Origin of the sequence: Parafannyhessea sp. LCP19S3_B1 (assembly GCF_052121955.1) — a bacterium.
Taxonomy (GTDB): domain Bacteria; phylum Actinomycetota; class Coriobacteriia; order Coriobacteriales; family Atopobiaceae; genus Parafannyhessea.
On the sequence record NZ_JBQKDH010000001.1, the window covers coordinates 181,191 to 207,791 of the forward strand.

At 65.3% G+C, this 26,601-nt stretch carries 22 protein-coding genes; 17 read left to right on the forward strand and 5 right to left on the reverse strand.

What is annotated here, in order from left to right:
- Nucleotides 1–30: 30 nt before the first annotated feature.
- The 5 genes from dnaK (at nt 31) to ACTQWE_RS00770 (ending at nt 5,529) form a co-directional block, all read left to right on the forward strand.
- Nucleotides 31–1,944, forward strand: a complete 1,914-nt coding sequence (gene dnaK, locus ACTQWE_RS00750; protein WP_441921191.1) for a molecular chaperone DnaK — start codon at nt 31–33, stop codon at nt 1,942–1,944.
- Between the two features lie 81 nt (nt 1,945–2,025).
- Nucleotides 2,026–2,799: a nucleotide exchange factor GrpE gene (locus ACTQWE_RS00755; RefSeq protein ID WP_441855091.1), complete on the forward strand. Its 774-nt coding sequence runs from the start codon at nt 2,026–2,028 to the stop codon at nt 2,797–2,799.
- A 73-nt stretch (nt 2,800–2,872) separates the two neighbouring features.
- Nucleotides 2,873–3,847 carry a DnaJ C-terminal domain-containing protein gene (locus tag ACTQWE_RS00760; protein ID WP_441855092.1) on the forward strand — a complete coding sequence of 325 codons (975 nt, stop codon included), beginning with the start codon at nt 2,873–2,875 and terminating at the stop codon, nt 3,845–3,847.
- Nucleotides 3,837–4,265: a heat shock protein transcriptional repressor HspR gene (locus ACTQWE_RS00765; RefSeq protein ID WP_373578148.1), complete on the forward strand. Its 429-nt coding sequence runs from the start codon at nt 3,837–3,839 to the stop codon at nt 4,263–4,265. The genes ACTQWE_RS00760 and ACTQWE_RS00765 overlap by 11 nt, the downstream gene beginning before the upstream one ends.
- A gap of 190 nt (nt 4,266–4,455) precedes the next feature.
- Nucleotides 4,456–5,529, forward strand: a complete 1,074-nt coding sequence (locus ACTQWE_RS00770; protein WP_441921192.1) for a pyridoxal phosphate-dependent aminotransferase — start codon at nt 4,456–4,458, stop codon at nt 5,527–5,529.
- An 18-nt stretch (nt 5,530–5,547) separates the two neighbouring features.
- Here the strand turns inward: ACTQWE_RS00770 and ACTQWE_RS00775 are convergent, their stop codons facing one another.
- Nucleotides 5,548–6,732: a PucR family transcriptional regulator gene (locus ACTQWE_RS00775; protein ID WP_441855097.1), complete on the reverse strand. Its 1,185-nt coding sequence runs from the start codon at nt 6,730–6,732 to the stop codon at nt 5,548–5,550.
- Between the two features lie 246 nt (nt 6,733–6,978).
- Between ACTQWE_RS00775 and ACTQWE_RS00780 the strand changes: the two genes are divergently transcribed.
- The 5 genes from ACTQWE_RS00780 (at nt 6,979) to ACTQWE_RS00800 (ending at nt 13,974) form a co-directional block, all read left to right on the forward strand.
- Nucleotides 6,979–8,001, forward strand: a complete 1,023-nt coding sequence (locus ACTQWE_RS00780; RefSeq protein WP_441855098.1) for an ornithine cyclodeaminase family protein — start codon at nt 6,979–6,981, stop codon at nt 7,999–8,001.
- A 79-nt stretch (nt 8,002–8,080) separates the two neighbouring features.
- Nucleotides 8,081–9,238: an aminotransferase class I/II-fold pyridoxal phosphate-dependent enzyme gene (locus ACTQWE_RS00785; RefSeq protein WP_441855100.1), complete on the forward strand. Its 1,158-nt coding sequence runs from the start codon at nt 8,081–8,083 to the stop codon at nt 9,236–9,238.
- 255 nt (nt 9,239–9,493) lie between these two features.
- Nucleotides 9,494–12,145: an ATP-dependent chaperone ClpB gene (clpB, locus tag ACTQWE_RS00790; protein ID WP_441855102.1), complete on the forward strand. Its 2,652-nt coding sequence runs from the start codon at nt 9,494–9,496 to the stop codon at nt 12,143–12,145.
- A gap of 137 nt (nt 12,146–12,282) precedes the next feature.
- A complete protein-coding gene (locus ACTQWE_RS00795; RefSeq protein WP_441855104.1) occupies nt 12,283–13,716 on the forward strand; it encodes a PASTA domain-containing protein in 1,434 nt (477 codons plus the stop codon).
- Nucleotides 13,717–13,731: 15 nt separating this feature from the next.
- Entirely contained in the window at nt 13,732–13,974 is a 243-nt protein-coding gene (locus ACTQWE_RS00800; RefSeq protein WP_441855106.1) for a hypothetical protein, read from the forward strand.
- Between the two features lie 49 nt (nt 13,975–14,023).
- On the opposite strand, the gene ACTQWE_RS00805 is transcribed toward ACTQWE_RS00800, so the two are convergent.
- The gene (locus ACTQWE_RS00805) at nt 14,024–14,797 is read right to left on the reverse strand and encodes a hypothetical protein (RefSeq protein WP_441855108.1); all 774 of its coding nucleotides are present in this window, start codon (nt 14,795–14,797) and stop codon (nt 14,024–14,026) included.
- Nucleotides 14,798–15,065: 268 nt separating this feature from the next.
- On the opposite strand from ACTQWE_RS00805, the gene ACTQWE_RS00810 reads away from it, so the two are divergent.
- Complete coding sequence (locus tag ACTQWE_RS00810; protein WP_173445228.1) at nt 15,066–15,491, forward strand: Hsp20/alpha crystallin family protein; 426 nt, start codon at nt 15,066–15,068, stop codon at nt 15,489–15,491.
- A 206-nt stretch (nt 15,492–15,697) separates the two neighbouring features.
- Here ACTQWE_RS00810 and ACTQWE_RS00815 read toward each other — a convergent pair whose 3' ends face one another.
- Nucleotides 15,698–17,035: an alpha-amylase family glycosyl hydrolase gene (locus ACTQWE_RS00815; RefSeq protein WP_441855110.1), complete on the reverse strand. Its 1,338-nt coding sequence runs from the start codon at nt 17,033–17,035 to the stop codon at nt 15,698–15,700.
- A gap of 357 nt (nt 17,036–17,392) precedes the next feature.
- On the opposite strand from ACTQWE_RS00815, the gene ACTQWE_RS00820 reads away from it, so the two are divergent.
- From ACTQWE_RS00820 to ACTQWE_RS00845, 6 genes are all read left to right on the forward strand, one after another.
- On the forward strand, nt 17,393–18,409 hold the full coding sequence (locus ACTQWE_RS00820; RefSeq protein WP_441855112.1) for a LacI family DNA-binding transcriptional regulator: 1,017 nt from the start codon (nt 17,393–17,395) through the stop codon (nt 18,407–18,409).
- A gap of 49 nt (nt 18,410–18,458) precedes the next feature.
- A complete protein-coding gene (locus tag ACTQWE_RS00825) occupies nt 18,459–19,814 on the forward strand; it encodes an ABC transporter substrate-binding protein (protein ID WP_441855114.1) in 1,356 nt (451 codons plus the stop codon).
- 74 nt (nt 19,815–19,888) lie between these two features.
- Complete coding sequence (locus ACTQWE_RS00830) at nt 19,889–20,803, forward strand: carbohydrate ABC transporter permease (RefSeq protein ID WP_170103895.1); 915 nt, start codon at nt 19,889–19,891, stop codon at nt 20,801–20,803.
- On the forward strand, nt 20,803–21,666 hold the full coding sequence (locus ACTQWE_RS00835) for a carbohydrate ABC transporter permease (RefSeq protein ID WP_170103896.1): 864 nt from the start codon (nt 20,803–20,805) through the stop codon (nt 21,664–21,666). Before ACTQWE_RS00830 ends, ACTQWE_RS00835 begins: the two co-directional genes overlap by 1 nt.
- Before the next feature lie 6 nt (nt 21,667–21,672).
- Nucleotides 21,673–23,163 (forward strand): 4-alpha-glucanotransferase, encoded by a 1,491-nt coding sequence (malQ, locus tag ACTQWE_RS00840; protein ID WP_441855117.1) that lies wholly within the window; start codon nt 21,673–21,675, stop codon nt 23,161–23,163.
- Nucleotides 23,163–24,362, forward strand: a complete 1,200-nt coding sequence (locus ACTQWE_RS00845) for an ABC transporter ATP-binding protein (protein ID WP_441855119.1) — start codon at nt 23,163–23,165, stop codon at nt 24,360–24,362. Before malQ ends, ACTQWE_RS00845 begins: the two co-directional genes overlap by 1 nt.
- Nucleotides 24,363–24,621: 259 nt before the next feature.
- Here the strand turns inward: ACTQWE_RS00845 and ACTQWE_RS00850 are convergent, their stop codons facing one another.
- Together ACTQWE_RS00850 and cysK are read right to left on the reverse strand one after the other, a co-directional pair.
- Nucleotides 24,622–25,101: a hypothetical protein gene (locus ACTQWE_RS00850; RefSeq protein ID WP_441855121.1), complete on the reverse strand. Its 480-nt coding sequence runs from the start codon at nt 25,099–25,101 to the stop codon at nt 24,622–24,624.
- 237 nt (nt 25,102–25,338) lie between these two features.
- Nucleotides 25,339–26,250 (reverse strand): cysteine synthase A, encoded by a 912-nt coding sequence (cysK, locus tag ACTQWE_RS00855; RefSeq protein WP_441855122.1) that lies wholly within the window; start codon nt 26,248–26,250, stop codon nt 25,339–25,341.
- Between the last annotated feature and the right edge of the window lie 351 nt (nt 26,251–26,601).

A 26,601-nucleotide genomic window follows, 5' to 3' on the forward strand; every position in this document is an offset into this window, starting at 1 on the left:
TCCTTGGGAGACAGGGAAAGGAACTACACCATGGCAAAGATTCTTGGCATCGACCTTGGTACTACTAACTCGGCAATGGCCGTGCTCGAGGGTGGCAAGCCCACCATCATCGTGAACGCGGAGGGCGACCGCACCACCCCGTCCGTCGTGGGCTTCCGTCCCGACGGCGACCGCATCGTCGGCAAGGCCGCGAAGAACCAGGCCGTTACGAACCCAAAGAACACCGTCTTCTCGATCAAGCGCTTCATGGGCCGTCGCTACGACGAGGTTGGCTCCGAGCTGAAGACCGTCCCGTACACCGTGAAGAGCGGTACCGGCTCCCGCGCCGTCGTCGAAATCGACGGCCAGGACTACACGCCGGAGCAGATCTCCGCGATGATCCTGTCGAAGATGAAGGCCGACGCCGAGAAGTACCTGGGCGAGACCGTCACCGATGCCGTCATCACCGTCCCCGCGTACTTCAACGACGCCCAGCGTCAGGCGACGAAGGACGCCGGCAAGATCGCGGGCCTGAACGTCAAGCGTATCGTGAACGAGCCGACGGCCGCCGCGCTTGCCTACGGCCTGGACAAGAAGGGCATCGACCAGAAGGTCCTCGTGTTCGACCTGGGCGGCGGCACCTTCGACGTGTCCCTGCTTGACCTCGCGGACGGCGTGGTCGAGGTCCTGGCCACCAACGGCGACAACCACCTGGGCGGCGACGACTGGGACCAGAAGGTCATCGACTGGATGGCCGACAAGTTCCAGAAGGACAACAACATCGACCTGCGCAAGGACCCGATGGCGCTGCAGCGTCTGAAGGAGGCCGCGGAGAACGCGAAGAAGGAGCTGTCGAGCGCGCAGCAGGCTGACATCAACCTGCCGTTCATCACCGCTGACGCGACGGGCCCCAAGCACCTGAACTACACGCTGACCCGTGCGGAGTTCGAGCGCATCACCCGCGATCTTCTCGACCGCTGCAAGGCGCCTGTGACCAAGGCCCTGCGTGACGCCAACCTGCAGATTTCTGATGTGAACGAGGTCATCCTCGTCGGCGGCTCCAGCCGTATGCCCGCCGTCCAGGAGCTCGTGAAGCAGATGACCGGCAAGCAGCCGAACATGTCCGTGAACCCGGACGAGGTCGTCGCTGACGGCGCTGCCGTCCAGGGCGGCGTCCTGACCGGCGACGTCGAGGGCATCCTGCTTCTGGACGTCACCCCGCTTTCCCTTGGCGTCGAGACCATGGGCGGCGTGATGACCAAGATGATCGACCGCAACACGACGATCCCGACCTCCAAGACCGAGGTGTACTCCACCGCCGCCGACAACCAGACCTCCGTCGAGATCAACGTCCTGCAGGGCGAGCGCGAGATGGCCGCAGACAACAAGAGCCTGGGCAAGTTCCAGCTCACCGGCATCCCCGCGGCGCGTCGTGGCGTGCCCCAGATCGAGGTCACGTTCGACATCGACGCCAACGGCATCGTGAAGGTCACCGCCAAGGACAAGGCCACCGGCAAGTCGCAGCAGATCACGATCAGCGGCTCCACCGCGCTTTCCGACGACGAGGTCGACCGCATGGTGAAGGACGCCGAGTCCCACGCCGAGGAGGACAAGAAGCACAAGGACGAGATCGAGGTCCGCAACCAGACCGACTCCCTTGCGTACAGCACCGAGCAGACGCTGAAGGACCTGGGCGACAAGGTTCCCGCCGACATGAAGAAGCAGGTGGAGGACGCGGTCGCCGAGGCCAGGAAGGCCCTGGACGGTACGGACATGGACGCCATCAAGGCTGCCGGCGACAAGCTGCAGGAGGTTGGCCACAAGCTGGCCGAGATCGTCTACAGCGACACGAACGCGCAGACCGCCGCTGGCGCCGGCGCGGGCGCCGCACAGCCGACCGGTGACCCCGACGACGTTGTGGACGCGGACTACGAGGTCGTGGACGACGACAAGGACAACAAGTAAGCTCGTCGCGTCGAGCGAACGATAGCTACCTGAGGGGCGGTCTGAGGGCCGCCCCTTGGGGGATTCCCGAAGGAGGGTGACGTGAAGGTGCCAGTCGAGGACGCGGAGGAGAAGAGCAAATCCACTGAGGCCCAGGCCGCGCCGGAAGCGAAGGCGACGGACGAGCTGGATCCCGAGGAGGAGGCGGCTCGCGTGGAGGCTGCGAAGCGTGCGGGCGAGGCCGCTGCCGCCGAGGACTTCAAGGCGGACGCAAGCAAGGTGCGCGCGGAGCGCGACGAGCTGCAGAAGCAGCTTGAGGAGGCCGCTGCCGACGTCGAGGCCGCGAAGAAGCAGGCCGCGGACGCAAGCGAGCGCCTCGTGCGCCTGCAGGCGGACTGGGACAACTACCGTAGGCGTACGGCCCAGGAGCGCCTGGACGAGCGCGAGCGCGCGGCCGAGAAGCTCGTGGTGAACCTGCTGCCGGTCTTGGACGACATGGAGCGCGCGTCCGAGCATGCCGCGAAGAACGACGCGGACAACGAGAGCCTGATGCAGTTTGTGGACGGCGTGAACGCGGTGCACGACAAGATGCTCTCCGTCCTGGCGAAGGAGGGCGTCGAGGTGATCGACCCCGTGGGCGAGCCGTTTGACCCGCTGATTCACCAGGCGGTCGGTCGCGAGGAGAACAAGGACGCCTACGACGAGACCGTGGCCCAGGTGTACCAGAAGGGCTACTCCATGGGTGGCAAGGTCATCAGGAACGCAATGGTGACGGTTACCTTTGGCGGGCCGAAGCGCCCGACCCCCAAGCCGGAGGACGACTCCGAGGCCGAGGGCGGCGCGAAGGATGCCGGCAAGGCCGCCGACGCCGAGTAACAAGGTAAGTTGACCAACGCGCCCGGGCCCAGCAGGTTCGGGCGCGGCTATTTGGAAGGAGGCGTTAGCTCGCATGACGGACAAGAGGAACTACTACGACATCCTTGGCGTGAAGCGCGACGCCGACGCCGACGAGATCAGGAAGGCCTTCCGCAAGCTGGCCGTGAAGTACCATCCGGACGCGGGCGGCGACGCGCAGAAGTTCAAGGAGATCAGCGAGGCGTACACGACGCTCTCCGATCCCCAGAAGCGCAAGGAGTACGACCAGCTGCTGATGTTCGGCGGCATCCCCGGCGCGGACTTTGGCGGATCGGGCGGACGCAACCGCACGTACACGTACACGACGGGCGCGAACGGTGCCGACTGGTCCGAGATATTCGACAACATCAGGAGCGGTGACGGCGCGTTTGGCGGGTTCGACTTCTCGTCCATCTTCGGCGGGGCGGGAGGCCCCGGCGCGGCACGGTCGAACAGGCCCGTCAAGGGCGGGGACCTCACCATGTCCATCGACATCTCTGCCGAGGAGGCGTTCTCCGGGGCACAGCGCAAGGTGTCGTACACCATACCCTCCACGGGCGAGCGCCAGTCGCTTACCGTGAAGGTGCCGGCCGGCGCCGTGGACGGGGGCAAGCTCCGCTACCGCGGCCGCGGCGAGTATGGCATGAACGGCGGCGCGCGCGGCGACCTTGTGGTGACCACGAACGTGGCCGAGCACCCGCTGTTCAAGCGCGACGGCGCGGACGTGCGCATGGAGGTGCCTATCAGCGTGTTCGAGGCGGCGCTGGGTGCCCAGGTGGACGTTCCCACGCCGGACGGGCACGAGGTCAGGCTGAAGGTGCCGGCGGGCACCCAGGACGGCAAGACGTTCCGGTTCAGGGACCTTGGCGCCCCGGACGTGAAGCACAAGGGAAGCCGTGGCGCGATGTACGTGACGGTGAAAGTAAAGGTGCCTACGCACCTCTCGCCCAAGGAGAGGGAGTCGCTGCAGGTCATGAGGGATAACGACAAGCGCGACTACCGAAAGGACGTGGAGCGCTATGGCGCATAGGGACGAAGACGACAAGAGCAAGCCGCTGTACATGATCAGCGTGGCTGCCGAGCTGACGGGCATGCACCCGCAGACCCTGCGCGTGTACGAGCAGAAGGGGCTGGTGACGCCCGGGCGCTCGCGCGGCAACACGCGCCTGTACTCGCAGGGCGACATCGAGCGGCTGAACCTCATCAGCAAGCTGACGGACGAGGGCATCAACCTCGCCGGCGTGGTGAGGATCCTGGACATGCGCGAGCGCGCCATGGAGCGCGACAAGGAGATCGACCGGCTGCGCAGGCGCGTGCGCGAGCTTGAGGACGAGGTCCACGAGCTGCGCATGAGGGAGAAGATCACCGCCCTCGCCCGCTACGACGGCGCGGGACCGGAGCAGGTCATGCGCGGACTGCTCTCGAACGGCAAGGGCCGCGGCGTCTGAGGACGGCTTGCCGGCGCGTGGCAGGCTCTTCTCGCCCGCGCGGGAGTTTGTCGCTAGCTACAAAAATCGCGTTTGGCTTAGATGCCCCTTCCTCGTACCTTTATGCGGGGAAGGGGTGCCTTCGTGTGTGGTGGCCATGTGACGCGAGGCTTGCACGGGAGGCGCCAGGGCCCAGGGGAGGAAGATCCACATGAGCGAGTTTCTTGCAAGTCGCTTTGCGAACGCGTGCCCGTATCGTCCCGGAGAGCAGCCAAAGGACCGCGCATACGTCAAGCTGAACGCGAACGAGACCAGCGTTGCCCCGAGTCCGCGCGTGCGCGAGGCGCTGTGCGACGAGGGGCTCTTCAAGGGGCTGGGCCACTATGCCGACCCGTACTGCATGCCGCTGCGGCGTGCCGTGGCGCGGGTGTACGGCGTGGACGCGGAAGAGGTGTTCGTGGGCAACGGCTCGGACGAGGTGTTGGGCTTTGTGATGCAGACGTTCATGGGGCCGGGCTCTCGCGTGTGCTTTCCGGACGTGACATACGGCTTCTACCATGACTTTGCAGTTACCTTTGGGCTCGACTGGGAGTACGTGCCTGTGCGCGACGACTTTGGCGTCGACGTTGCGGCGCTGTGCGCGACGGACCGCCACGTGCTCTTGGCGAACCCCAACTCGCCAACGGGAATCGCGTTGGGTATCGACGAGGTCGAGAAGATCGTGGCCTCGCGGCCGGAGCGTCTTGTGGTGTTGGATGAGGCCTACGTGGACTACTGCGGCAAGAGCTGCGTGCCGCTGGTGCGCAGGCACCGCAACCTGATAGTGGTGCACACCATGAGCAAGTCCAGAAACTTGGCCGGCGCGCACATTGGCTACGCCATTGCTCAGGCGGACCTGGTGAAGGACCTGGAAGACATCAAGTTTGCATTCAATCCGTTTAACCTGAGCGCACCGACCATGGCCGTGGGTATCGCGGCGCTTTCCGACCCGGAGTACTATCGTGCGACGGTTGCCAACACGGTGCGCACGCGCGAGGCGGTCCGTGCCGAGCTCGAGGCCATGGGCTTTGCGGTGCTGCCCTCGAGCACGAACTTTCTGCTGGCGTCGCACCCTAGCCTCGACGCGCGAACGTGGTGCGCAGAGCTGCGACCGGCCGGCGTGCTGACGCGCCACTACGATACCAGGAGGTTGCGCCCGTGGCTGCGCGTGACCGTGGGCACGCCGGAAGAGATGCGCGTCTTTTTGGACCAGACGCGGCAGATACTGGAGCGGGCGCGCGCCTAGGGGCGCCGCCGCGGGCCGCTACTGCGCAAGGAGCTCCTGGCAGAGCGCGATCTTGCGCGCGACGGACAGCTGCTCCATCTGCGCGTGCGACTTGTAGCTGAGGCCGCATACGGAGGCGATCTTGCCCAGGCGGTAGCGGATGGTATTGGGGTGCTGGCCCAGTGCGCGTGCGGCGGCCTCCACGGACTCGTCGGCGTCGCAGTACGCCTCGAGCGTCTGCAGCAGGCTGGAACCCGTCTCTGCGTCAAAGCTCCGCAGCGGCTCGAGCACCGAGTCTGCCCACGCGTTCACCCGCGCGTCACGAGCGCAGGGCAGAAGCGCCCTCAGCACGCCCAGGTCTGCGTAGTGCACGGTGCCGCCGCCGCGCCTGCGGGCAACGAGGGCCGACCTTCGCGCTTCGAGCACGGCGTCGCCCATCTGCCCAAGGTCAAAGTGGACGCAGCTCACGCCAACCGGCGCCGTCACCTCGTGCTCAAGAACGTCCGCACGCAGGACGCTTACCAGCTCGTCCAGCTGCGCCCGACCGTTCACGACGTCGGAGTCCGCGCTCGCGACGTACAGCAGGCCGTCGTCGTAGGGCGCCAGCAGGCAGCGCAGGCCAAAGAGCCGGCTTTCGTGGTAGCGTGCGAGCGCCTGCGCAAGTCCGGCCTGCGAAGGAGGCTCCGCAACGTAGACGGCCACGTGCTCCTCGCCAAAGCTCGGGTTCAGGCGCAGCGCGTGGGCGCGCACGACCTCGCGGCTTGCAGGCTCGCGCGTCATCAGATCCAGCTCGTTTTGCGCAAACGACGCGTCCGCGAGCTCGGCCACGCGCCGGTCCACCTGGGCTATGACCGTGTCGAAGAAGAAGTCGTCGCGGGTCGTCAAGAACAGCGGGAAGTCGCGCGCGTTTGCATAGCGAAGCGTGGAGTCCGGTATGTCCAGGTGCAGCACGTTCTTGATCACGAGGCCGCTTGTACCGCGTCCGACCAGGTACTTCACGGCCTCGCCAATAAGCCACGGGTCGTCGTGCGCATACAGAAACGTCGAGAGCACAAGCTGGCCCGGCTCGAAGTTGACGCGCTGGTAGCGGGTCTTGAGCCCGGGCATGAGCTCGTAGTCGAGGATGCCCACCTGGCCGATGGCGCGCGAAAGCCCGCCGGCGCCCGCAAGGAGCCGCATGCTCTGGGCGTACGAGTTCATGAAGTCCGAGACGGTATAGATCATCATAGGCTCCTGTAGGTCCAAAAACACAACGCAAAAACTGCCGAGAAGAACAATCACCATGGCAAATAGCTCGCAAATTCAAAAGAAATGTTCTTTTCACCCCAAAACCTATTGTAGACAAAAACAACAAGTTGCCCTCGAACATCAGGCCTTGGGCACGTAAAGTCGTTGTCATGAGCGGCGTGGGTATGGGGCCCGCGCTACGGGCAGGCCGGATCCAGGAGCCCGTGTCAGACAGGACGAAGCATGACGCAGATCAGGGTACTTTCCGCGGAAGACATCTCGAAGGTCCTTACCGTGACCGATGCGCTTGAGGCGGTGGAGGACGCCTACCGCCAGAAGGCGGAGGGGGAGGCCAAAGCGTGGCCCATGGTGTACGAGCAGTTTGTGCCCGGCGCCTCTGACATGGACATCCGCTCCGGCGAGCTTGCGGCCAGCGGGCTGTTTGGGCTCAAGCTCACGTCGTGGTTCTCGGGCAACCCCAGCCGTGGCCTGCCAGAGGTCTTTGGTACCACGTTTTTGTGTGACAACGGTACGGGCGCCCCGCTGGCGGTCCTGAACGCCGGCGCCATCACAGGGCTGCGCACCGGGGCGGCCGCGGCGCTGGGCGTGAAGTGGCTGGCGCGCAGGGACGCGTCGCGACTGCTGGTCGTCGGCGCGGGCCACATGAGCACGTACATGGTGGCGGCGACGCTTGCCGCCTGCCCCGCCATAGACCACGTCGAGGTGTGGGACCCGCGCAAGGAGGAGGCACCGGAGTCGCGCGTCGAGCTCATGCGCGGTGAGGTTGCGGACATCCTGGCCACGGCGGGTGCGGAGCGCGCTTACGAGCTCGTCGCAGTAGCGGACGGCAAGGCCGCGGCAGGCGCCGCCGACGCGATTATCACCATCACGCCGGCGACCGACCCCGTGGTCCAGCGCGACTGGGTGCGTCCCGGCACGCACATCAGCGCGGTCGGCGCGGACATGGAGGGCAAGCAGGAGCTTGCGTCCGACCTTGTGGCGGCGGCCCGCGTCTACGTGGACGACCGCGCGCAGAGCGTGTCGTCCGGCGAGCTCGAGGTGCCCGTCAGGCAGGGCGCCATCACGCCGGGCCACATCGTGGCGGAGCTGGGCGAGCTCATCGCCGGCAAGGCGGGGGGTCGCACGTCCAAGGACCAGGTGACGGTGTTCGACACCTCGGGAATCGCCGTACAGGACCTTGCGGTGTCGCGCATGGCCTACGACCGCGCCGTCGAGCGCGGGCTGGGTTCCGTGGTCGCGCTGTAGCGGGCGAGAAGAACAGTCAACGTACGGGCAGGCTAGGCGGACGCGCCCGAATCTGGTGGGCGCCGCAACGGAGGTCGTCATGAAGATCAAGGACTTCAAGGTAGAGCAGTGGATGAACGCGTGGGAGACGAAGTGCCGCTACAACGTGGCCGAGACCTGCACGTACTCCATGTCCCTCGACGAGGTGTTCGAGCTGTGCGAGGGCTCGGCGGCGGCCGGGGCGAAGGTGCGCCGGGAGTTTCTGGACGCGTTCTGCAAGCGTCGCCTGACGTATGGCGACATCGAGGGCAACCCAAAGTTCCTGCAGGGCATATGCGGCCTGTACCAGACGGTCAGGCCAGAGCATGTCATCCCCACGCATGGAGCGGCCGGCGCAAACCACCTCGTGCTCACGACCCTGTGCGAGCCGGGTGACCACGTCGTGTCCGTCATGCCCACCTACCAGCAGCTCTATTCCATCCCCGAGATGTGCGGCGCCAAGGTGAGCATCCTGCATCTGGACAAGGAGCGGCACTACCACGTGGACGCAGAGAGGCTCGAAGCCCTCTGCGGGGACAACGTCAAGGTCATCTGCATCAACAACCCGGACAACCCCACGGGAGCCCTGCTTTCCGAGGAGGAGATTCGCAACATTGTGGACATCGCCCGCAGACATGACGCATGGCTCGTGTTCGACGAGGTGTACCGTCTCTTGGTGCAGGACAGCGACGCGTTCACGACCTCGCCCATCGACCTGTACGACAAGGCCGTCGTCGTGAGCTCCATGTCCAAGGTCTGGTCCATGGCCGGCGTGCGCCTTGGCTGGTGCATCACGAAAGACGTGCAGCTCCGTCACGACCTGCTGAGTCACCGCGACTACGACCTCATCAGTTGCGGCCTGTTCGACGAGGAGGTTGCGGCCTATGCCCTGGCGCACCGCGACGCGATTCTGGGTCGCAGCCACCGCATCGTCCGCAAGAACCTGCAGGTTCTTGCGGAGTGGGTCGACTCCGAGCCGCATCTCTCGTTCGTGAGGCCCGAGGCCGGAACCACCGCCCTCGTCTACTACGACTACGACATCGACTCCTACGACTTCTGCGTCGACATGGTCAAGACCACGGGCGCCCTCGTCACGCCCGGCGACGCCTTCGAGGAGCCGCACAGCATGCGCATCGGCTATGCGTACTCCGACAACCCCGACGACCTGCGCCGCGGCCTTGAGGCGATCTCGGCCTTCATGCGCACGCTCGAAAAGTAGTTGCGGTCGCACGCGACGCGGCCCCCAACATACGCATCGCCTGCGGGCGAGAAGGACGTGCGGCGTAAGGCCGCTGCCCTTCTCGCCCGCCCCTCTCTGCGGCTGGCGCGCCTTCGGCGGTGTGCTGGCCCTTCCTTCTGGTTCTCTTTAGCACGCGCAGAAAATCTATCTAATGAAGACTTAGATTTTTGTATAAGCGCCAGCTCACGGGGAACAATGAACCTTGATAACCAGATTCCCAGAAGGGAGAAAAGCATGAGATTCGACAAGTGGGCAGTGACGGCCCAGGAGGCGCTGCAGTCCTCCGTCAGCATAGCCGCCGACGCCGAGGCGGGTGAGGTTCGCCCCATACACCTGCTGAAGGCGCTGCTGCAATCCAACGAGCGCAACATCACCGCGATCATCGAGCGCGTGGGCGCGGACCCCGCGCAGGTCGAGGCCCAGGTGGACCAGACCATCGCGCATGCGCCGCGCGTCACGGGCGACATGAGCCAGATGAGCATAAGCAACGAGCTGCGCCACGTGGGCGACGAGGCCGAGAAGCTCGCCTCCAAGCTCGGCGACAGCTACGTCACGAGCGAGCACCTGCTGTGCGCGCTCGCGGATGAGAAGGGCGACGCCGGATCGGCGCTGCGCGGCGCGGGCATCACGGGCAAGCGCGTGCAGGAGGCGTTCAACGACCTGCGCGGTGACGAGCGCGTGACCTCTCAGGACGCGAAGACGCAGTTCGAGGCGCTGGAGCAGTACGGACGCAACGTGACGGACCTTGCCCGCCAGGGTAAGCTCGACCCGGTCATCGGCCGCGTGGAGGAGATTCGCCGCACCATCCAGGTGCTCAGCCGCCGCACGAAGAACAACCCCGTCCTCATCGGCGAGCCCGGCGTCGGCAAGACCGCCATCGTCGAGGGCCTGGCAGAGCGCATCGCCGCGGGCGACGTGCCCTCCACCATCAAGGACAAGGAGGTCGTGGAGCTTGACATGAGCGCGCTCGTCGCGGGCGCAAAGTACCGCGGCGAGTTCGAGGACCGCCTCAAGAGCGTGCTGAAGGAGGTCCAGAAGGCAAACGGAAGGGTCATCCTCTTCATCGACGAGCTGCACACCATCGTGGGCGCGGGTGCGACCGAGGGCTCCATGGACGCTGGCAACATCCTGAAGCCGGCCCTGGCCCGTGGCGAGCTGCACATGATAGGCGCGACCACCCTGGACGAGTACCACAAGTACATCGAGAAGGACCAGGCCCTTGCCCGCCGCTTCCAGACGGTGTTCGTGTCCGAGCCTACGGTGGAGGACACCATCTCCATCCTGCGTGGCCTGAAGGAGAAGTACGAGCAGCACCACCGCGTGCGCATCACGGACGCGGCGCTGGTCTCTGCCGCGGACCTCTCCAACCGCTACATCAGCGAGCGCTTCCTGCCCGACAAGGCCATCGACCTGGTGGACGAGGCCGCGTCCCGCCTGCGCATGGAGCTCGACTCCATGCCGGCCGAGATCGACGCCGTCGACCGCGAGCTGACCCAGAAGCAGATCGAGGAGCAGGCCCTCATGAAGGAGGAGGACGCCGCCTCTAAGGAGCGCCTCGCCGCGCTGCAGAAGGAGATCGCGGTCACGCGCGAGAAGCTCGACGGCATGAAGGCCAACTGGAAGAACGAGAAGGACGCGATCGACCACGTCCAGGACCTCAAGAGTCAGATCGAGGACGCCAAGTCCCAGGTCGAGATGGCCACGCGCGCCGGCGACCTCGCGAAGGCATCCGAGCTGCGCTACGGCAAGATCCCCGAGCTCCAGAAGAGCTACGAGGCTGCCGAGCACGCGCTCGAGTCCAAGCAGGAGGCCGGCGGCATCCTGAAGGAGGAGGTCACCCCGGACGAGATCGCGGAGGTCGTGAGCTCGTGGACCGGCGTCCCCGTCAGCAAGATGATGCAGGGCGAGATGGACAAGCTCAAGAACCTGGAGGCGGAGCTCCACAAGCGCGTCGTGGGCCAGGACGAGGCCGTCAAGGCCGTCGCCGCGGCCGTGCGCCGCAGCCGTGCGGGACTTTCCGACCCCAACCGCCCGATCGGCAGCTTCTTCTTCCTCGGCCCCACGGGCGTCGGCAAGACCGAGCTCGCAAAGGCCCTGGCAGAGTGCCTGTTCGACGACGAGAAGGCCCTGGTGCGCATCGACATGTCCGAGTACATGGAAAAGTTCAGCGTCCAGCGCCTCATCGGCGCGCCTCCCGGATACGTGGGCTACGACGAGGGCGGCCAGCTGACCGAGGCCGTGCGCCGTCGTCCGTACTCCGTCATCCTCCTGGACGAGATGGAGAAGGCTCATCCCGACGTCTTCAACATCCTGCTGCAGGTCTTGGACGACGGTCGCCTCACCGACGGCCAGGGTCGCGTCGTGAGCTTCAAGAACACGATCATCATCATGACCTCCAACGTCGGCAGCCAGTACATCGCCGGCGCGAACGCCTCCAGCGACCCGAAGACGGTGCAGAAGCAGGTGAACGACGCCCTGCGCGCCACCTTCAAGCCTGAGTTCCTCAACCGCATCGACGACGTTGTGGTCTTCCACGCACTGGGCCTCGACGACATCGAGAAGATCGTGGATATCCAGCTGAAGGACGTCCGCAAGCGCCTCGACCGCGAGCGCATCAAGCTCGAGCTCACGCCTGCGGCCATCCAGTCGCTCTCGCTCGACGGGCTCGACCCCGTCTACGGCGCGCGTCCGCTCAAGCGCCTCATCCAGCGCCAGGTGGTGGACAATGTCGCGTCGCTCATCATCGCGGGCAAGCTCCACGAGGGAGACACCGTGAGGATCGACGTGGGCGCGGACGACCAGCTCTTCGCGGAGCCCGTCCCCGCCGGCGACAACTCCGACCAGCCGTCGGACGACACGCCGGTCGAGCCGGACACGGTGGAGTAGCCGGGCACCCCGCGCGTCGCGGGGACCATATGGAGTCAGGCCGGGGCCGGCCGGGCGGGACATCCTGCCCGGCCGGCCCTTTGCCGTACGCGCCGCCTTTGCGCAATAATGTTCCAAACGCTTGCGAGGGAGGCATCGTGACGGACGAGAAGGACCAGGACCCAGAGCAGCTAGTCCCCCTGGACCAGAACTCCGAGGACGCCGTCGAGGACGCCGACGCCTCCGCCGTGGTCGATCCCGGCAGGTTCGGCCGCGTGGCTGAGGGCGCCCGGGCGGCCGTCGCCGCGGATGGCGTTCCGGGCGAGGGCGCAAGCCGACGCCCCGGGCGCGCGGTCATGGCGTTCGTGCTCGTCCTGGCTCTCGTCGCCTGCGTCGCGGCCGCCGCGACGTACGGGGCGGAGCTCTGGGGCGGCAAGACCGTTCCCTACGTCGTGGGCTCCACGCAGGAAGGCGCGGCCGGCAAGATACGGGGCAAGGGCCTCGCGGTCAAGGTGGCCCTCGTCGCGTCGGACGATCCCGAGGGAACGGTCGTGCGTACGAGGCCTGCGGCGGGCACGCGCGCCCCGGCGGGAGGCACCGTCACCGTCTACGTCGCGAAGGCGCGCGTCGTGCCCAAGGTGGCCGGGCTCCAGCTGGGCGAGGCCAAAAAGGCGCTTCGCGGCGCAGGCGCCAGGCACTTCTCCATCGCCTACGTGGCGTCCGGTGCCGCCGACGGCAGCGTCGTCGCGACGGAGCCGGCGGAGGGCGCCGCGTTCCAGGCAAGCGACACCATAACCATCAAGGTCGCGCGGCCGTACACGGTGCCGTACGTCGTGGGCAAGACCGAGGCTGACGCCCGCGCCGCCGTGGCCGAGGCCGGCCTTGTCGCAAGCGTCACGTACGTGAGGTCGGACGAGGACGCCCAGACGGTCGTCGCGGCGGACCCCGCCCCCGGCACCACCATAGAGCGGGGCGCGACCGTCACCTTGCAGGTGTCTGCGCCGTACCCCTCCGACTACCACCACCTGCGCGAGTACTTCGACTACAAGACGCACGTGACGGAGTTCCTGAGGAGCGAGGGCTTCCAGCTCGCGTCGTCCTCCACGGGCGACGGCGGCGTGGCGCGCGTGCTGTACGCCTCGGCGGACAAGGGCAACGTGACGGTGACGGACACCCCGTTCAGCCACAGCTTCCCCAAGGGGTCGGGCACCGCGGACGTGCTGGCGTCCGGCGCGGCGCTGCCGGGCATCCGCCTTGACTTCGCGGGCGCGGACCTCCCGGCGGACGCGTCCTCGCTTGACGAGTCCGCGGTGCGCCAGCTTGCGGACCTGTGCGGGTTCACGGGCATGACCCAGACGCTTACGCAGGACCAGGTGGTCGTGCCCTCGAACTTGCGGAAGTCTTCCGCGCGTTTCGTGTGCGCGTACGGGGAGATGGGCGACTACTGCTGGTCGGTCCTTGTGGTGCAGGACGCCGACCGCACGCGCGCCGCGGCAACGTGTGCGCTAAAGTCGCTGTACGACGCCTACGACCTTGGCAAGTTCAACAACAGCATCTGCGACATGATCGCGTGCGTGGACGTGTACGGATAGGGGAGCGCAAGGCATATGCAACGGAAGACGACAGACGACGCACGGCAGCAAGGCATCCGCAAGGACTCCGGGCGAGAAGGTCGCGCCCACGCGGCCGCCGCAAGGAGGCGGGACGCGCATGGCGCGCGGCAGGGGCCCGACCAGCCGAAGGACGACCCGTTCATCCGCGCGGAGCGCGAGGACGACGACGGCTACGACCCGTATTCCGACCGCAGGCCAACGCCGGAGCCGCTGTTCGAGCGCGACCCCTGGGACTAGGGCCCCTGGGACTGGGATTGCCCAGGCGCTGGCCAGAAGCGCCCGGCGCCTAGCCCAGGTGGCTTATCATCTGGGCGATCACGATCGCGATGACCACAAACACCAGGATGACCGCGATGATCGAGAAGAGCGACCTGCGGCGCCGCATGCGGTCGCGCGAGGCAAATATGGAGCGGCGGCCCTTTGGCACCTCGAGGTACTGGCCGTAGCGCCCCTGCTGTATGGAAGACCTGCTCTTGCGCGCGCGGCGGTAGCTGTGCCCGCCAGAGAGCACGCCGCCGCCTATGGCGATGTTGGAGTCGTGCGCGTAGCCCTCGGGCGAGTACGTGCCGTCGGCTGCGTCGTCGTTGATGGCCGGCTGCGTCTTGTGCGGCGCGCGCGGGCGCGTGTATAGCTCGCGCTGCATGCCGGCACCGCCGGACTCGGGCCAGGCGCCGTCCTCCCAGCCCTGCTCGCGGGCGGCCTGCGCCGCCTCGTACTCCGCCGGGTCCATCGGGCGCCGGCGCGGCGCGTCCTGCGGCTGGGGCTGCGCCCCATAGCCCTCGAGCCCGTCAAGGCCAAGCAGATCGTCGTCCGTGGCGTCCGTCGGGCGCTCGCCTGCCGCGCCCGCATCCTGTGCCGCGGCGCCCGTCCCGGCCGGCCGTGACGTGGCCGCGTCCTTCTCGTCCACGCGCTGGCGCTGGTCCTGCGCCGCGCCCGCGTCCCTTGCGCCGCTTATGTGCTGCGGCTTGGCCTCGGCGGCCTCTACCAGAAAGTCGGGTATGTCCTGCGCGGTGCGCGAGGCGTCGTCGGACGCGCGTCCCGCTGGCTTCTGCTGATTCATTGCGTGCCTCTGTGTTCGCTCGCAAGATGCTACTGGATGGAATTTAGCATATCGCGCACGAATGACCTCCAGCCAAACTCCGCTAAGCAGTAAGCAAACATAAATGAAAACCTAGTGTGTGTACACTTAGATTTGATGAGTTTGTGTCGCTAAGAAAACCTTGCAGCACATGTTTAAATCCGCCCTCGGCGGGAACAAACAACTACGAACGCAAAAGCGCACGACGGCGCCGGAAAGCGGGCGCCACCAACCATAGGGAGTGATAGTCATGACGAGCATGATTCCGTACACCAGCCTTGACAGGGCACTTCGCAGCTGGCCGTTCGATTCCATGGACGATTTCTTCGCACCGCTGGCCAAGGTCACCGGCGACTACGGCTTCAAGATGGACGTCGAGGACGCGGGCGACGCGTACGTGGTGTCCGCGGAGCTGCCGGGCGTCACGAAGGACCAGGTAGACGTGGAGCTTAACGAGGGCCGCCTCTCCATCAGCGTGGACAAGAAGGAGTCCGACGAGAAGAAGGACAAGACCTACCTGCAGAAGGAGACCTCGGAGTGGCAGGCGTCCCGCGGCGTGTACCTGAAGGACGCCGCGCGAGAAGGACTTTCCGCCAAGCTCGAGGGCGGCGTCCTCACGGTGAACGTCCCCAAGCAGCAGAAGCAGTCCAACGTGACGAAGGTCACCGTCGAGTAGCGCTTCGCGCCTGGGGTGCGCCGGAAGGCGCGTCCACAACATGGCCCGGGCCGTCATGGCACGGGCGTCCTAACGCACAAGGGGACGACGCTCGGGCGCCGTCCCCTTTCTGTGTCGCGTGCCTCACCGTGCACGCTTCTTCTCGCACGTCTCATGTCGCGCGCGGCTTGGTCCCGCGCGCCGGTGCCCGCGGTCGTCGTCGGCAGCTACACCGAAAGCTCCGGGCGCGGGCAGCGCATGATGACGGGCTCGCCGTCGCACGCGAGCTCGCCGCCTTCCACCACCACGTCGGACCCGTCGATCAGGTTCCTGTACGTGCCGTCCGCAACGTCCACGGCAACGCGGGCAGCCTTGCCCCTCAGGCTGAACACGCCAACGGTGCGAGGCATGTCGCCCGCCTCCTTGCGAACGTCGTCTCGATACATGACCGCCACGTCCTTCTCGTCGTCCGCCGTGGCGTGGCAGTAGTCCGTGGGCTCCAGCACGTCGCGCTTGATGCCGTACAGTGTGCGCATGAGGCCGCTCAGGTCGTAGCGCACGGTCCAGTCCACGGTGTCGCGGTCAAACAGGCTGGGCTGGTGCTCCGCCGCGACCTCCTGGCCGGCGTACAGCAGGGTCGTGCCTTTCAGGAAGTAGGCCATGGCGGTAAGGTTGCGCAGGTCGCGGGGGTCGCTGTCCCATCCCGCGATGCGCGGCAGGTCGTGGTTCTCCAGGTAGCGCAGCTTGTTGTAGTACGCGGGGTACGCGCAGTCCTGAAAGTCCACCAGGTCCAGGTAGTGGCTCAGCGTCGCCTTGCCGCGCAGGTAGTTGTCGAACGTCTCCTGCACGTCGTAGGAGTACTCGATGTCGAACGCCTCGAACGCTTCCGTGTCGCGGGCGCAGCACATGCCCAGCGCGCGACATGCCTTGCCAAACGAGCGGTGCACGGTCTCGGCCAGCCAGATGGCGTTCGGTCGCACCTTCGCCACGGCCTCGCGTGCGGCCTTCCAGAACTCCACGGGCACGAAGGACGCCACGTCGCAGCGGAAGCCGTCCACCATGGTCGCCCAGTAGCACAGCGACTCGATCTGGTAGTCCCACAGCGGCTTGTTCCACCTGCCGGGCGTGCCGTAGTCCAGGTCGATCACGTCGGACCAGTCGCCCACGTGGTTGCCGGGGTTGCCGTCCGGCTTGCGATAGAAGAACTCCGGGTGCTGCTCAAACAGCACGGAGTCGGGGGAGGTGTGGTTGTACACCACGTCGATGATGCACCTCATGCCGCGCGCGTGGATCGCGTCCACCAGCTGCCTGAAGTCGTCCAGCGTGCCGTACTCCGGGTTCACGGCGCGGTAGTCGCGGTTTGCGTAGGGGCTCCCGAGCGTGCCCTTGCGGCCCTTCTCGCCCGTTGGGTGGATTGGCATGAGCCACACCACGTCAACGCCCAGGTCGCGGATGCGGTCAAGGTCGGGTATGACCGAGAGGAACGTGCCCTCCTTGGTGTGGTTGCGTACGAAGACGGAATAGATTACCTGCTTCTGCAGCATGGGGTTCGTGTCTGTCGGCATGCGCTTCCTCCTTGTGTCCTGTTGCGGCGTCTGCGTGCCGCCCGCCCGTGACGTCCGGGCGGCCGCGGCCACGCGATAGCATAGGCCATTGCACGCGCCGAGGGTGCGTGCCATTTCGTTCCTCTATTGGTGTCGCTTGTTCCATCTTTTTTGGCGCGATTGCTACTCACCCGCGATTTTCGTCCGTTCACCGCCTGTTCCCGGAAATTTCCCGGCTATTCCTTGACCGAATCTCCACGCGAGTGCTTCAATGGTCTTGCTGGAAACGTTACCAGAAACGTTCCCGCAACTGGTTTGATGCCAGTTTTCGAATCAGCACGAAACGCAGCGACAAGTGCATGAGGGGAGGGACCGACGTTGACCATCAAGGATGTCGCAGCATACTGTGGGGTCTCGGTCAGCACGGTCTCCCGAGCGCTCAACGGTCACCCGGACGTGAGCGAGGACATGCGTAACAAGGTCCTGGATGCCGCCCGCGCGCTGCGCTACGTTCCCAACAGGAGCGCCCGCGACCTCGCGATGAACCAGTCGGACACCATCGGCCTCATTGTCCGCGGCGGCACCAACCCGTTCTACACCCCCATCGAGCACGCCATAGAGCACGCGGCGGAGCTTCGCGGCTTCGGCATCGTGCCGCGCCAGCTCCCCTCGAACGGCGACGAGATCGGTGAGGCCGCGGAGCTTGTGCGCACGAAGCGTCTCAAGGGCGTCGTGCTCTTGGGCGGCAGGTTCGACTACTCCACGGAGGACGCGCAGTCCGTCGGCGTGCCGTTCGTGTGCTGCTCCTATACCAACCACTTCGGCGACCTGCCGAGGGACGCCTACTCCTCCGTCTCCATCAACGACAAGGCCGAGGCGTACAAGGCCGTTCGCGCCCTCATCGACGCGGGCCACACCCGCATCGCGTGCCTGCTGTCCGAAACGGACGACCAGTCCATCAGCCAGCTCCGCTTCGACGGGTACTGCCAGGCGCTGGAGGACGCGGGCATCCCGCTCGACCTCGGCCTCGTCCTCAAGACGAACGGCTTCCTGATGAGCTCCGCGTACGAGCAGGTCAAGGAGGCCATCGAGGCCGGTCTCGACTTCACAGCGGTCTTCTCCATCGCCGACACGATGGCCATCGCGGCCATGAAGGCGATATTCGACACCGGCGCCAGCGTTCCCGACGACTACTCCGTCATCGCGATCGACGGCATCGAGGTGTCCCAATATACGGTTCCAACGCTCACCACGCTCTGCCAGCCCCAGGAAACCATGGGCCAGGAGGCTGTGCGGCTGCTGGTGGACGTCTTGGAGGGCAAGTCCGAAAACGAGCACGTCAGGCTCAAGACGACCCAGCGGTCCGGTGGGACCGTCGGGCCGGCAAGAAGGTAATTCTCGCACCTAAGGGAGGGTGCGTGAAGGAAAACGTAGGAGGGTTCTTATGTTTGACAAGCCAATTTCTCGTAAGGGTTTCCTGAGCGGCACCGCCGCGGTCGTCGCGGGCCTCGGCCTCGCCGCCTGCTCCGGTGAGTCTGGAGACGACTCCAGCAAGTCCAGCGCCGGCAAGACCTATGGCTCCGGCAAGAACGGCACCGTTTACTGGCTGAACTTCAAGCCCGAGATTGACGAGACCATCCAGAAGCTCGGCAAGAAGTACGCGAAGGCCAAGGACGTCAAGGTGAAGATCGTCACCGCTGCCTCTGGCGACTACGAGAAGACCCTGACCTCCGAGATGGACAAGTCCGAGGCCCCGACCATCTTCGTCATCGGCAACCATGCCGGCGTCAAGGAGTGGAACGACTACGCCCTCGACCTCAAGGACACCGACATCGCCAAGGCGCAGACCACCGACGAGTACAACCAGTACGATGACAGCGGAAAGCTCGTCTCCGTCGGCTACTGCTACGAGTGCTACGGCATCGTCGCCAACGTCGACAACATCACGAAGGCCGGCCACTCCGTCGACGAGATCAAGAACTTCGACACCCTGAAGGCCGTCGTCGAGGACATCCACAAGAACGCCAAGGCCAACGGCTTCGACGCCTTCGCGGCCACCGACATGGACGACTCCTCGTCCTGGCGTGTCACCGGCCACCTCGCCAACCTCGAGTTCTTCTATGAGGAGCACAAGGGCGACGGCGCGAGCAAGGACGTCTGGAAGGAGACCCCCGCTACCATCGAGGGTACCTACCTGCCGAACTTCAAGAGCCTGTACGACCTCATCATCAACAACTCCGTCACCGCTCCCGACCAGCTCGCGACCGGTGGCCACGACCCCGCGCAGCAGTTCAAGGACGGCAAGGCCACGTTCTATCTGACCGGCTCCTGGGACTACGCCGACATCGCCAAGTCCGTCAAGAACACCACCATGCTTCCTTACTACTGCGGCGTGAAGGGCGAGGAGAAGGCCGGCCTCAACAACGGCACCGAGAACTGCTGGGCCATCAACAAGAACGCCTCCAAGAAGGACCAGAAGGCCTCCATGGACTTCCTGATGTGGCTCGTGTCCGACGCCGACGCCTCCAAGGCCCTCGTCGAGCAGCTCGGCATCATGCCCTTCAAGGACGCTGCCGAGTCTGAGAACGGCTGGCTGAAGCGCTCTGCAGAGCTCACCGACGCAGGCAACTACAACATGGACTGGGCGACCAACTTCGAGCCGAACGTTGACACCTATCGTGCCGGCCTCGTCTCCGCTCTGAACGACTACAACTCCAAGCAGAACGACGAGAACTGGGACAAGTTCAAGACCGCCTTCGTCGACGGCTGGGCGACCCAGTACAAGAAGGCTAACGCATAGCCTTAGGCTCGGGTAAGCCTCTGCGGACCGGGTGGACGCGCGCCCGCCCGGTCCGCTTCTTTTTGGGAGCGTTTATGAGTAGTGCAAAAGCAAAGAAGATAACGGCGACGAGCTCGCGGGTGAGGTCCATCAGGCGCTGGGGCCTCCTCTTCCTCGGGCCCGTTACCGCCGCATTCACGATTGGCTTCATCTGGCCGTTCATCCAGGGCATCTACCTCTCGTTCTGCCAGTTCCGCCTCACGTCTGACGCCAAGTTCATCGGACTCGGCAACTACGCGGCGGCATTCGCGGACGAGAGCTTCAGGTACTCGTTCTGGTACACCGCGGCATTCGCGGTCGTGAGCCTCGTGCTCATCAACGTGCTGGCGTTCGCCGTCGCGTACGCCCTGACGCAGAACCTGAAGGGAAGCAACATCTTCCGTACCGTGTTCTTCGCGCCCAACCTGATCGGCGGCATCGTCCTGGGCTACATCTGGTCGATGATCTTCGACGGCATCCTGTCCAGGTACGGCACCTCCGTCATCCTCGAGACCAAGTATGGTTTCTGGGGCCTGGTCATCCTCATGTGCTGGCAGCAGGTCGGCTACATGATGATCATCTACATCGCCGGCCTTCAGGCCGTCCCCGAGGACATGCTCGAGGCAGCCAAGATCGACGGTGCGTCCAAGTCTCAGACCCTGTTCAAGGTCACCATCCCCAACGTAATGCCCTCCATCACCATCTGCATGTTCCTCACTCTCACCAACAGCTTCAAGCTCTTCGACCAGAACCTTGCGCTGACCGGTGGCCTCCCCTTCAAGCAGCTCGCGAACGGCGAGACGGTCCACACGACCGAGATGCTCGCCCTGAACATCTACAACACGTTCTACGGAACCGCCTCGGTCGCACGTGGCACCGCACAGGCCAAGGCAGTCATCTTCTTCGTCCTCGTCGCGATCATGGGGCTCGCCCAGCTTGCGTACACGCGTAAAAGGGAGGTGCAGCAGTAATGGCTTCCAAGCAAGAGACCCTTACCTCCGAGCGTCGTCACAAGACAATCGCCTCCGTGGTTCTCTCCATCATCTGCATCATCTACGTCATGCCCATCGTCACGGTGGTCATCAACTCCTTCAAGAAGAACACCTTCGTGAAGACCGACACCTTCGCGCTCCCGAACGCGGAGACCGCTGCCGGCTGGGCGAACTTCATCAAGGGCATGACGTTCGGCAACTACCCCTTCATGGCGTCCGTTGCCAACTCCGTGATCATCACGGTAATCTCCACCTTCCTCATCCTGTTCTTCTGCTCGATGGCCGCCTGGTACATTGCGCGCGTGAACTCCAAGTTCTGCAAGGTCATCTACTACCTGTGCATCTTCAGCATGGTGGTCCCCTTCCAGATGGTCATGTTCACGCTGTCCAAGACGGCGGACGTCCTCAAGCTGAACACCCCGTTCACCATCCCCATCGTCTACCTCGGCTTCGGCGCCGGCCTCGCGATCTTCATGTTCGTCGGCTTCGTCAAGTCGATCCCCATCGAGATCGAGGAGGCGGCCTCCATCGACGGCTGCGGCCCCGTGCGCACGTTCTTCCGTGTCGTTCTTCCCATGCTGAAGCCTACGCTCATCTCGGTTGGCATCCTCGAGGTCATGTGGGTGTGGAACGACTACCTGCTTCCGTACCTTGTGCTTGACATCAACAAGTACCGCACCATCCCCATTCACATCCAGTACCTCAAGGGCAGCTACGGTACGGTTGACCTTGGCGCGACCATGGCGCTCATCCTCCTGAGCATCATCCCCGTCATCGTCTTCTACCTGGCGCTGCAGAAGTACATCATCAAGGGCGTCGCAGCAGGCGCCGTTAAGGGCTAAGGAATCATGGATCGTTCGTGCGGCACAATTCTTCCGATCTACGCGCTCCCGACGGCGCATGGGGTCGGCACCCTGGGCAGGGAGGCCCGTGAGTTCGTGGACTTCCTGTCCGAGTCCGGCCAGACCTGGTGGCAGATGCTGCCGGTCGGGCCGACCAGCTACGGCGACTCCCCGTACCAGAGCCCCTCTACCTTCGCGGGAAACCCGTACTTCATCGACCTGGACTACCTGGTCGAGGACGGGCTCCTCACGAGGGACGAGGTCGACGCCGTGGACTGGGGCGACGATCCCAGCAAGGTCGACTACGCCCTTCTCTTCCAGAGGCGCGAGCCGCTGCTTCGCCGCGCATTCGAGCGCGGGCGCAACGGCAACCGCCGGCTCTTCGAGGAGTTCGTGGTCGAGAACGAGTCCTGGCTGGCTGACTACGTCCTGTTCATGGCGGTCAAGCGTCGCTTCGACCTCAAGCCGTGGATCGAGTGGCCTGACGACGGCATCCGCCTTCGCGACGACGACGCCGTGGCCAGGTACACGTCCGAGCTTGCGGACGAGATCGAGTTCTACGAGTTCGAGCAGTTCCTCTTCTACACCCAGTGGGACCAGCTGAAGCGCTACGCGCACGCAAAGGGGGTCAAGGTCCTGGGCGACCTCCCCATCTACGTCGCGTTGGACTCCGCGGACGTGTGGGCGAACCCCACCATGTTCCAGTTGGACGAGAAGAACGTGCCCATCGAGGTCGCGGGCGTTCCGCCAGACTACTTCTCTGCGGACGGACAGCTGTGGGGCAATCCGCTCTACGACTACGACGCCATGGAGAAGGACGGCTTTGCCTGGTGGGTCAACCGCATCAAGGGCGCGGCGAACCTGTACGACTCCATCCGCATCGACCACTTCCGCGGTCTCGAGAGCTACTGGGCCGTGCCGTACGGCGACAAGACCGCGCGCAACGGCCGCTGGGTCAAGGGGCCGGGCATGAAGCTGGTCGGGACGCTGGAGAAGGCGTTCCCCAACGTGAGCTTCATCGCGGAGGACCTTGGCTACACCACGCCGGAGGTGCGTCAGCTGCTCGCGGACTCGGGCATGCCGGGCATGAAGGTGCTCGAGCTTGGCTTCGACTCGCGCGACGTGAGCGACTACCTGCCGCACGCATTCTCCCCGCACTGCGTCTGCTACACCGGAACGCACGACAACCAGACCGTCGAGGGCTGGAGGTCGGAGGCCGATGCGGCTGATATCGAACTTGCCACCAAGTACCTGGGGCTCAACGAGGGGGAGGGCTTCTCGTGGGGCGTCATCAGGGGTGGCATGTCCAGCGTCGCGGAGCTCTTCGTGGCGCAAATGCAAGACTATCTGGAGTTGGGTTCCGAGGCGCGGACCAACTTGCCCGGGACCCTTGGTGGGAACTGGCAGTGGAGGCTTTTGCCGGGGCAGATCACGCCCGGGCTCACTAAGCGCATCGCCGCGATGACCCATATGTATGGAAGGGACGTGAGACGCTAATGGCAGAGGTAAGCCTGAAGCACATCGAGAAGATCTACCCCAACATCGAGGGTGAGAAGAAGCACCTCTTCGGCAAGAAGAAGGACGCTCCCAAGAAGAAGAGCAACCTCAAGCAGGTCGACGGCGGCGTCCTCGCCGTCGAGGACTTCAACCTCGACATCGCCGACCGCGAGTTCATCGTGCTGGTCGGCCCGTCCGGCTGCGGCAAGTCCACCACGCTGCGCATGGTGGCGGGCCTCGAGGAGATCACCTCCGGCGAGCTGTACATCGACGGCAAGCTCATGAACGACGTGGCCCCCAAGGACCGCGACATCGCCATGGTCTTCCAGAGCTACGCCCTGTATCCGCACATGACGGTGCGCGAGAACATGGCGTTCCCCCTGAAGCTGCGCAACGTCCCGAAGGACCAGATCGACAAGAAGGTCGAGGAGGCCGCCTCCATCCTGGGCATCACCGAGTACCTCGACCGCAAGCCGAAGGCGCTTTCCGGCGGCCAGCGTCAGCGCGTCGCCATCGGCCGCGCCATCGTGCGTGAGCCCAAGGTCCTGCTCATGGACGAGCCGCTCTCCAACCTGGACGCAAAGCTCCGCAACCAGATGCGCGCAGAGATCATCAAGCTTCGCCAGCGCATCGACACCACGTTCATCTACGTCACGCACGACCAGACCGAGGCCATGACCCTCGGCGACCGCATCGTGATCATGAGGGACGGCGTAGTCCAGCAGGTCGGCACCCCGCAGGAGCTGTTCGACCACCCCGCGAACCTCTTCGTCGCAGGCTTCATCGGCGTCCCGCAGATGAACTTCTTCGACGCGAAGCTCACCAAGGACGGCGACACCTACAAGGTCAAGGTCGGCGACGCAACGTTCGTCCCCAGCGAGGCAAAGCAGAAGCGCCTCGCCGCCAAGGGCGTCACCCCGCAGGACGTCACGCTCGGCATCCGTCCGGAGCACGTCACCCTCACCGACGACGCGCCCGAGCTCGTGACCGGCACCGTCGACGTCTCCGAGATGATGGGCTCCTCCATCCACCTGCACCTCAACACGCTGGGCAAGGACGTCATCGTCATCGTCCAGACCCAGGACCTCAAGGAGGAGAAGCGCGGTGGTTTCAAGCTGGGCGAGAAGGTCTCCTTCACGTTCGGCGGCGACGTCATCCACCTCTTCGGCAAGGACGACGAGAAGAACCTCGAGTTCTAGCCCAGGCGTCCTCGGGCGCCCGGCAAGGCGCTCCCCGCGGCCGACCGGCGCATGTCATGCCGGCCGGTCGCGTTAGGGGCAGAGCGCATCTTGCGGCAAAAGGCCGCAAGCGTCGCGCACCATAAGGCAGCACCCTCCCCAAGCCCGCGTCGCAACCCCTTTCGGCGACGCGGGCTTCTTCGTGTCGAGGGGCGTCGTCTGCGTGCGACGGGTGACGGGTGCCGCCGCGTCCGTTACGGTCTCGCCGGGCGCGGCGTCGCTATGCCTCGAACCCAAAGAACGACGTGACGTGCACGGTGGAGAAGCCCCTCTCGCATGCCGCGTCGAGCGTCTTCACGGTGTCCTCCACAAGCGCCACGCGGTCGCGGGGGAGCGCGAGGTCATCCGCGACGTCTTGGAGGAAGCCCATCTTCTGGGGCTTGCGCTCGACAAGGCGGATGTGGTCTGGGGCGATGCCGTAGTGCGCGAGCACGAAGTCGCACTTGCCCGGCGCCTCGAAGTCCGCCGCGACGGAGCACGCGTACACGCGCTCCGGCCCCTTTGCGCGCACGAAGCGCTGGATCTGCGGCACGGGGCGCGTGGAAGCGTACGGGTCGTGCGTGCGGACGTAGGTCTCCCAGTCTTCGTCGGGGCACGCGCTGTGGCAGTGCGTGCCGAACTCGTACACGGCCAGCACCCCGTCGATGTCGAACACGACGGCGGTCTGGGGGTCCAGCAGGAAATTGAAGAGCTCGCTCATGGGGTCTCCCTGGTCTTGTCGGGTCTGGCCGCGTGACGCGGCGCGGGGGGCGCCCGGCGGCGTGCGGCATTCGCTCACACCTGCTATATACCACAGGTGGGCGACCCGGATGGGCCGCCCGCCTGGCGTTTCGTATTGCATGTGCCTTGCATGTGCCTTGCGGCTACGTTGCCGCCAATGACCACGCCGACGCCGTGGTCGATGGTGAGGCGACGGCCGCGGTGGCCGCGAGCTGCATTAGAGGTCCATCGAGAGGTAGCGCTCGCCGGTGTCGGGCAGGATCGCCACGATGGTCTTGCCGGCGTTCTGCGGGCGGTTGGCCAGCTCGACCGCAGCGGAGACGGCCGCGCCGGAGCTGATGCCCACGAGCAGGCCGAAGCCGCTCGCGAGGCGCTTCTTGGTCGCGATGGCGTCCGCGGAGGTAACGGGCACGACCTCGTCCACGACGGACGCATCGTACGTCTTGGGGACGAAGCCGGCGCCGATGCCCTGGATCTTGTGGCCGCCGGCGGGCTTGCCCTCCAGCACCGCGGACTCCGCGGGCTCGACGGCGATGCCCTGGACGGAGGGCTTCTGCTCCTTCAGGTACTTGGCGGTGCCGCTGATGGTTCCGCCGGTGCCGACGCCCGCGACGATGAAGTCGACGGTGCCCTCGGTGTCACGCCAGACCTCGGGGCCAGTGGTCTTGTAGTGGGCGCGCGGGTTTGCGGGGTTCACGAACTGGCCGGCGACGATGGCGCCGGGGGTCTGCTTGCGCAGCTCCTCCGCACGGGCGACGGCGCCCTTCATGCCCTCGGAGCCAGGGGTGAGCACGATCTGCGCGCCGTAGGACGCGGCGAGCTTGCGACGCTCGACGGACATGGTCTCGGGCATGACGAGGATCATCTTGTAGCCGCGCTCGGCCGCGAGCATGGCAAGGCCGACGCCGGTGTTGCCGCTCGTGGGCTCGATGACGGTGCCGCCCGGCTGGAGCGTGCCGTCGGCCTCGGCCGCGTCGAGCATGGCCCTGGCGATGCGGTCCTTGACGGAGCCGCCGGGGTTGGTGGCCTCGTACTTGCCCAGGATGGTGGCCTTGCCGTCCACCAGGGCCGAGAGGTCTACGAGTGGGGTGGAGCCGATGAGTGCCTCAGTGCTTCCTGCGTACTTCATTTCTTCCTCCTATGAGACTGGGTGCGAGGTAAACAGCGCCTTGTGCGTGGTAACTCGCATGGCAGTATCGTGGCACCTAAATCCCTAGCAATCAAGTAGGAAAATACATTCGTAACAAAATCCTATCTGTGCGGTGGGAGAAGGCGGCCCCGGTCGATTATTGGGTAAGAATGCGGTCGCAAAAAGGGTCTGACTTTACAATTCTGCGGACTGGTACCTATTAGCGGGCTTTTGGTACCAGTCAGACTTCTGGCCCCCATGGCGTGGGAATAAATTAGGTGCACGGTTGGTGTCGACGCTGGCGGTGCATGATGAAAAAAGATATCGAACGGCGCTGTGTCGAACTGACTC

What these genes read in the sequence shown, in the direction of transcription:
- ACTQWE_RS00760 (WP_441855092.1), top strand. Translation starts at nt 2,873, where the DNA reads ATGACGGACAAGAGGAACTACTACGACATCCTTGGCGTGAAGCGCGAC.
- cysK (WP_441855122.1), bottom strand. Translation starts at nt 26,250, where the DNA reads ATGAAGTACGCAGGAAGCACTGAGGCACTCATCGGCTCCACCCCACTC.
- ACTQWE_RS00800 (WP_441855106.1), top strand. Translation starts at nt 13,732, where the DNA reads ATGCAACGGAAGACGACAGACGACGCACGGCAGCAAGGCATCCGCAAG.
- ACTQWE_RS00845 (WP_441855119.1), top strand. Translation starts at nt 23,163, where the DNA reads ATGGCAGAGGTAAGCCTGAAGCACATCGAGAAGATCTACCCCAACATC.
- ACTQWE_RS00810 (WP_173445228.1), top strand. Translation starts at nt 15,066, where the DNA reads ATGACGAGCATGATTCCGTACACCAGCCTTGACAGGGCACTTCGCAGC.
- ACTQWE_RS00765 (WP_373578148.1), top strand. Translation starts at nt 3,837, where the DNA reads ATGGCGCATAGGGACGAAGACGACAAGAGCAAGCCGCTGTACATGATC.
- malQ (WP_441855117.1), top strand. Translation starts at nt 21,673, where the DNA reads ATGGATCGTTCGTGCGGCACAATTCTTCCGATCTACGCGCTCCCGACG.
- ACTQWE_RS00830 (WP_170103895.1), top strand. Translation starts at nt 19,889, where the DNA reads ATGAGTAGTGCAAAAGCAAAGAAGATAACGGCGACGAGCTCGCGGGTG.
- ACTQWE_RS00785 (WP_441855100.1), top strand. Translation starts at nt 8,081, where the DNA reads ATGAAGATCAAGGACTTCAAGGTAGAGCAGTGGATGAACGCGTGGGAG.
- clpB (WP_441855102.1), top strand. Translation starts at nt 9,494, where the DNA reads ATGAGATTCGACAAGTGGGCAGTGACGGCCCAGGAGGCGCTGCAGTCC.
- ACTQWE_RS00805 (WP_441855108.1), bottom strand. Translation starts at nt 14,797, where the DNA reads ATGAATCAGCAGAAGCCAGCGGGACGCGCGTCCGACGACGCCTCGCGC.
- ACTQWE_RS00780 (WP_441855098.1), top strand. Translation starts at nt 6,979, where the DNA reads ATGACGCAGATCAGGGTACTTTCCGCGGAAGACATCTCGAAGGTCCTT.
- ACTQWE_RS00815 (WP_441855110.1), bottom strand. Translation starts at nt 17,035, where the DNA reads ATGCCGACAGACACGAACCCCATGCTGCAGAAGCAGGTAATCTATTCC.
- ACTQWE_RS00770 (WP_441921192.1), top strand. Translation starts at nt 4,456, where the DNA reads ATGAGCGAGTTTCTTGCAAGTCGCTTTGCGAACGCGTGCCCGTATCGT.
- ACTQWE_RS00825 (WP_441855114.1), top strand. Translation starts at nt 18,459, where the DNA reads ATGTTTGACAAGCCAATTTCTCGTAAGGGTTTCCTGAGCGGCACCGCC.
- dnaK (WP_441921191.1), top strand. Translation starts at nt 31, where the DNA reads ATGGCAAAGATTCTTGGCATCGACCTTGGTACTACTAACTCGGCAATG.
- ACTQWE_RS00775 (WP_441855097.1), bottom strand. Translation starts at nt 6,732, where the DNA reads ATGATCTATACCGTCTCGGACTTCATGAACTCGTACGCCCAGAGCATG.
- ACTQWE_RS00835 (WP_170103896.1), top strand. Translation starts at nt 20,803, where the DNA reads ATGGCTTCCAAGCAAGAGACCCTTACCTCCGAGCGTCGTCACAAGACA.
- ACTQWE_RS00850 (WP_441855121.1), bottom strand. Translation starts at nt 25,101, where the DNA reads ATGAGCGAGCTCTTCAATTTCCTGCTGGACCCCCAGACCGCCGTCGTG.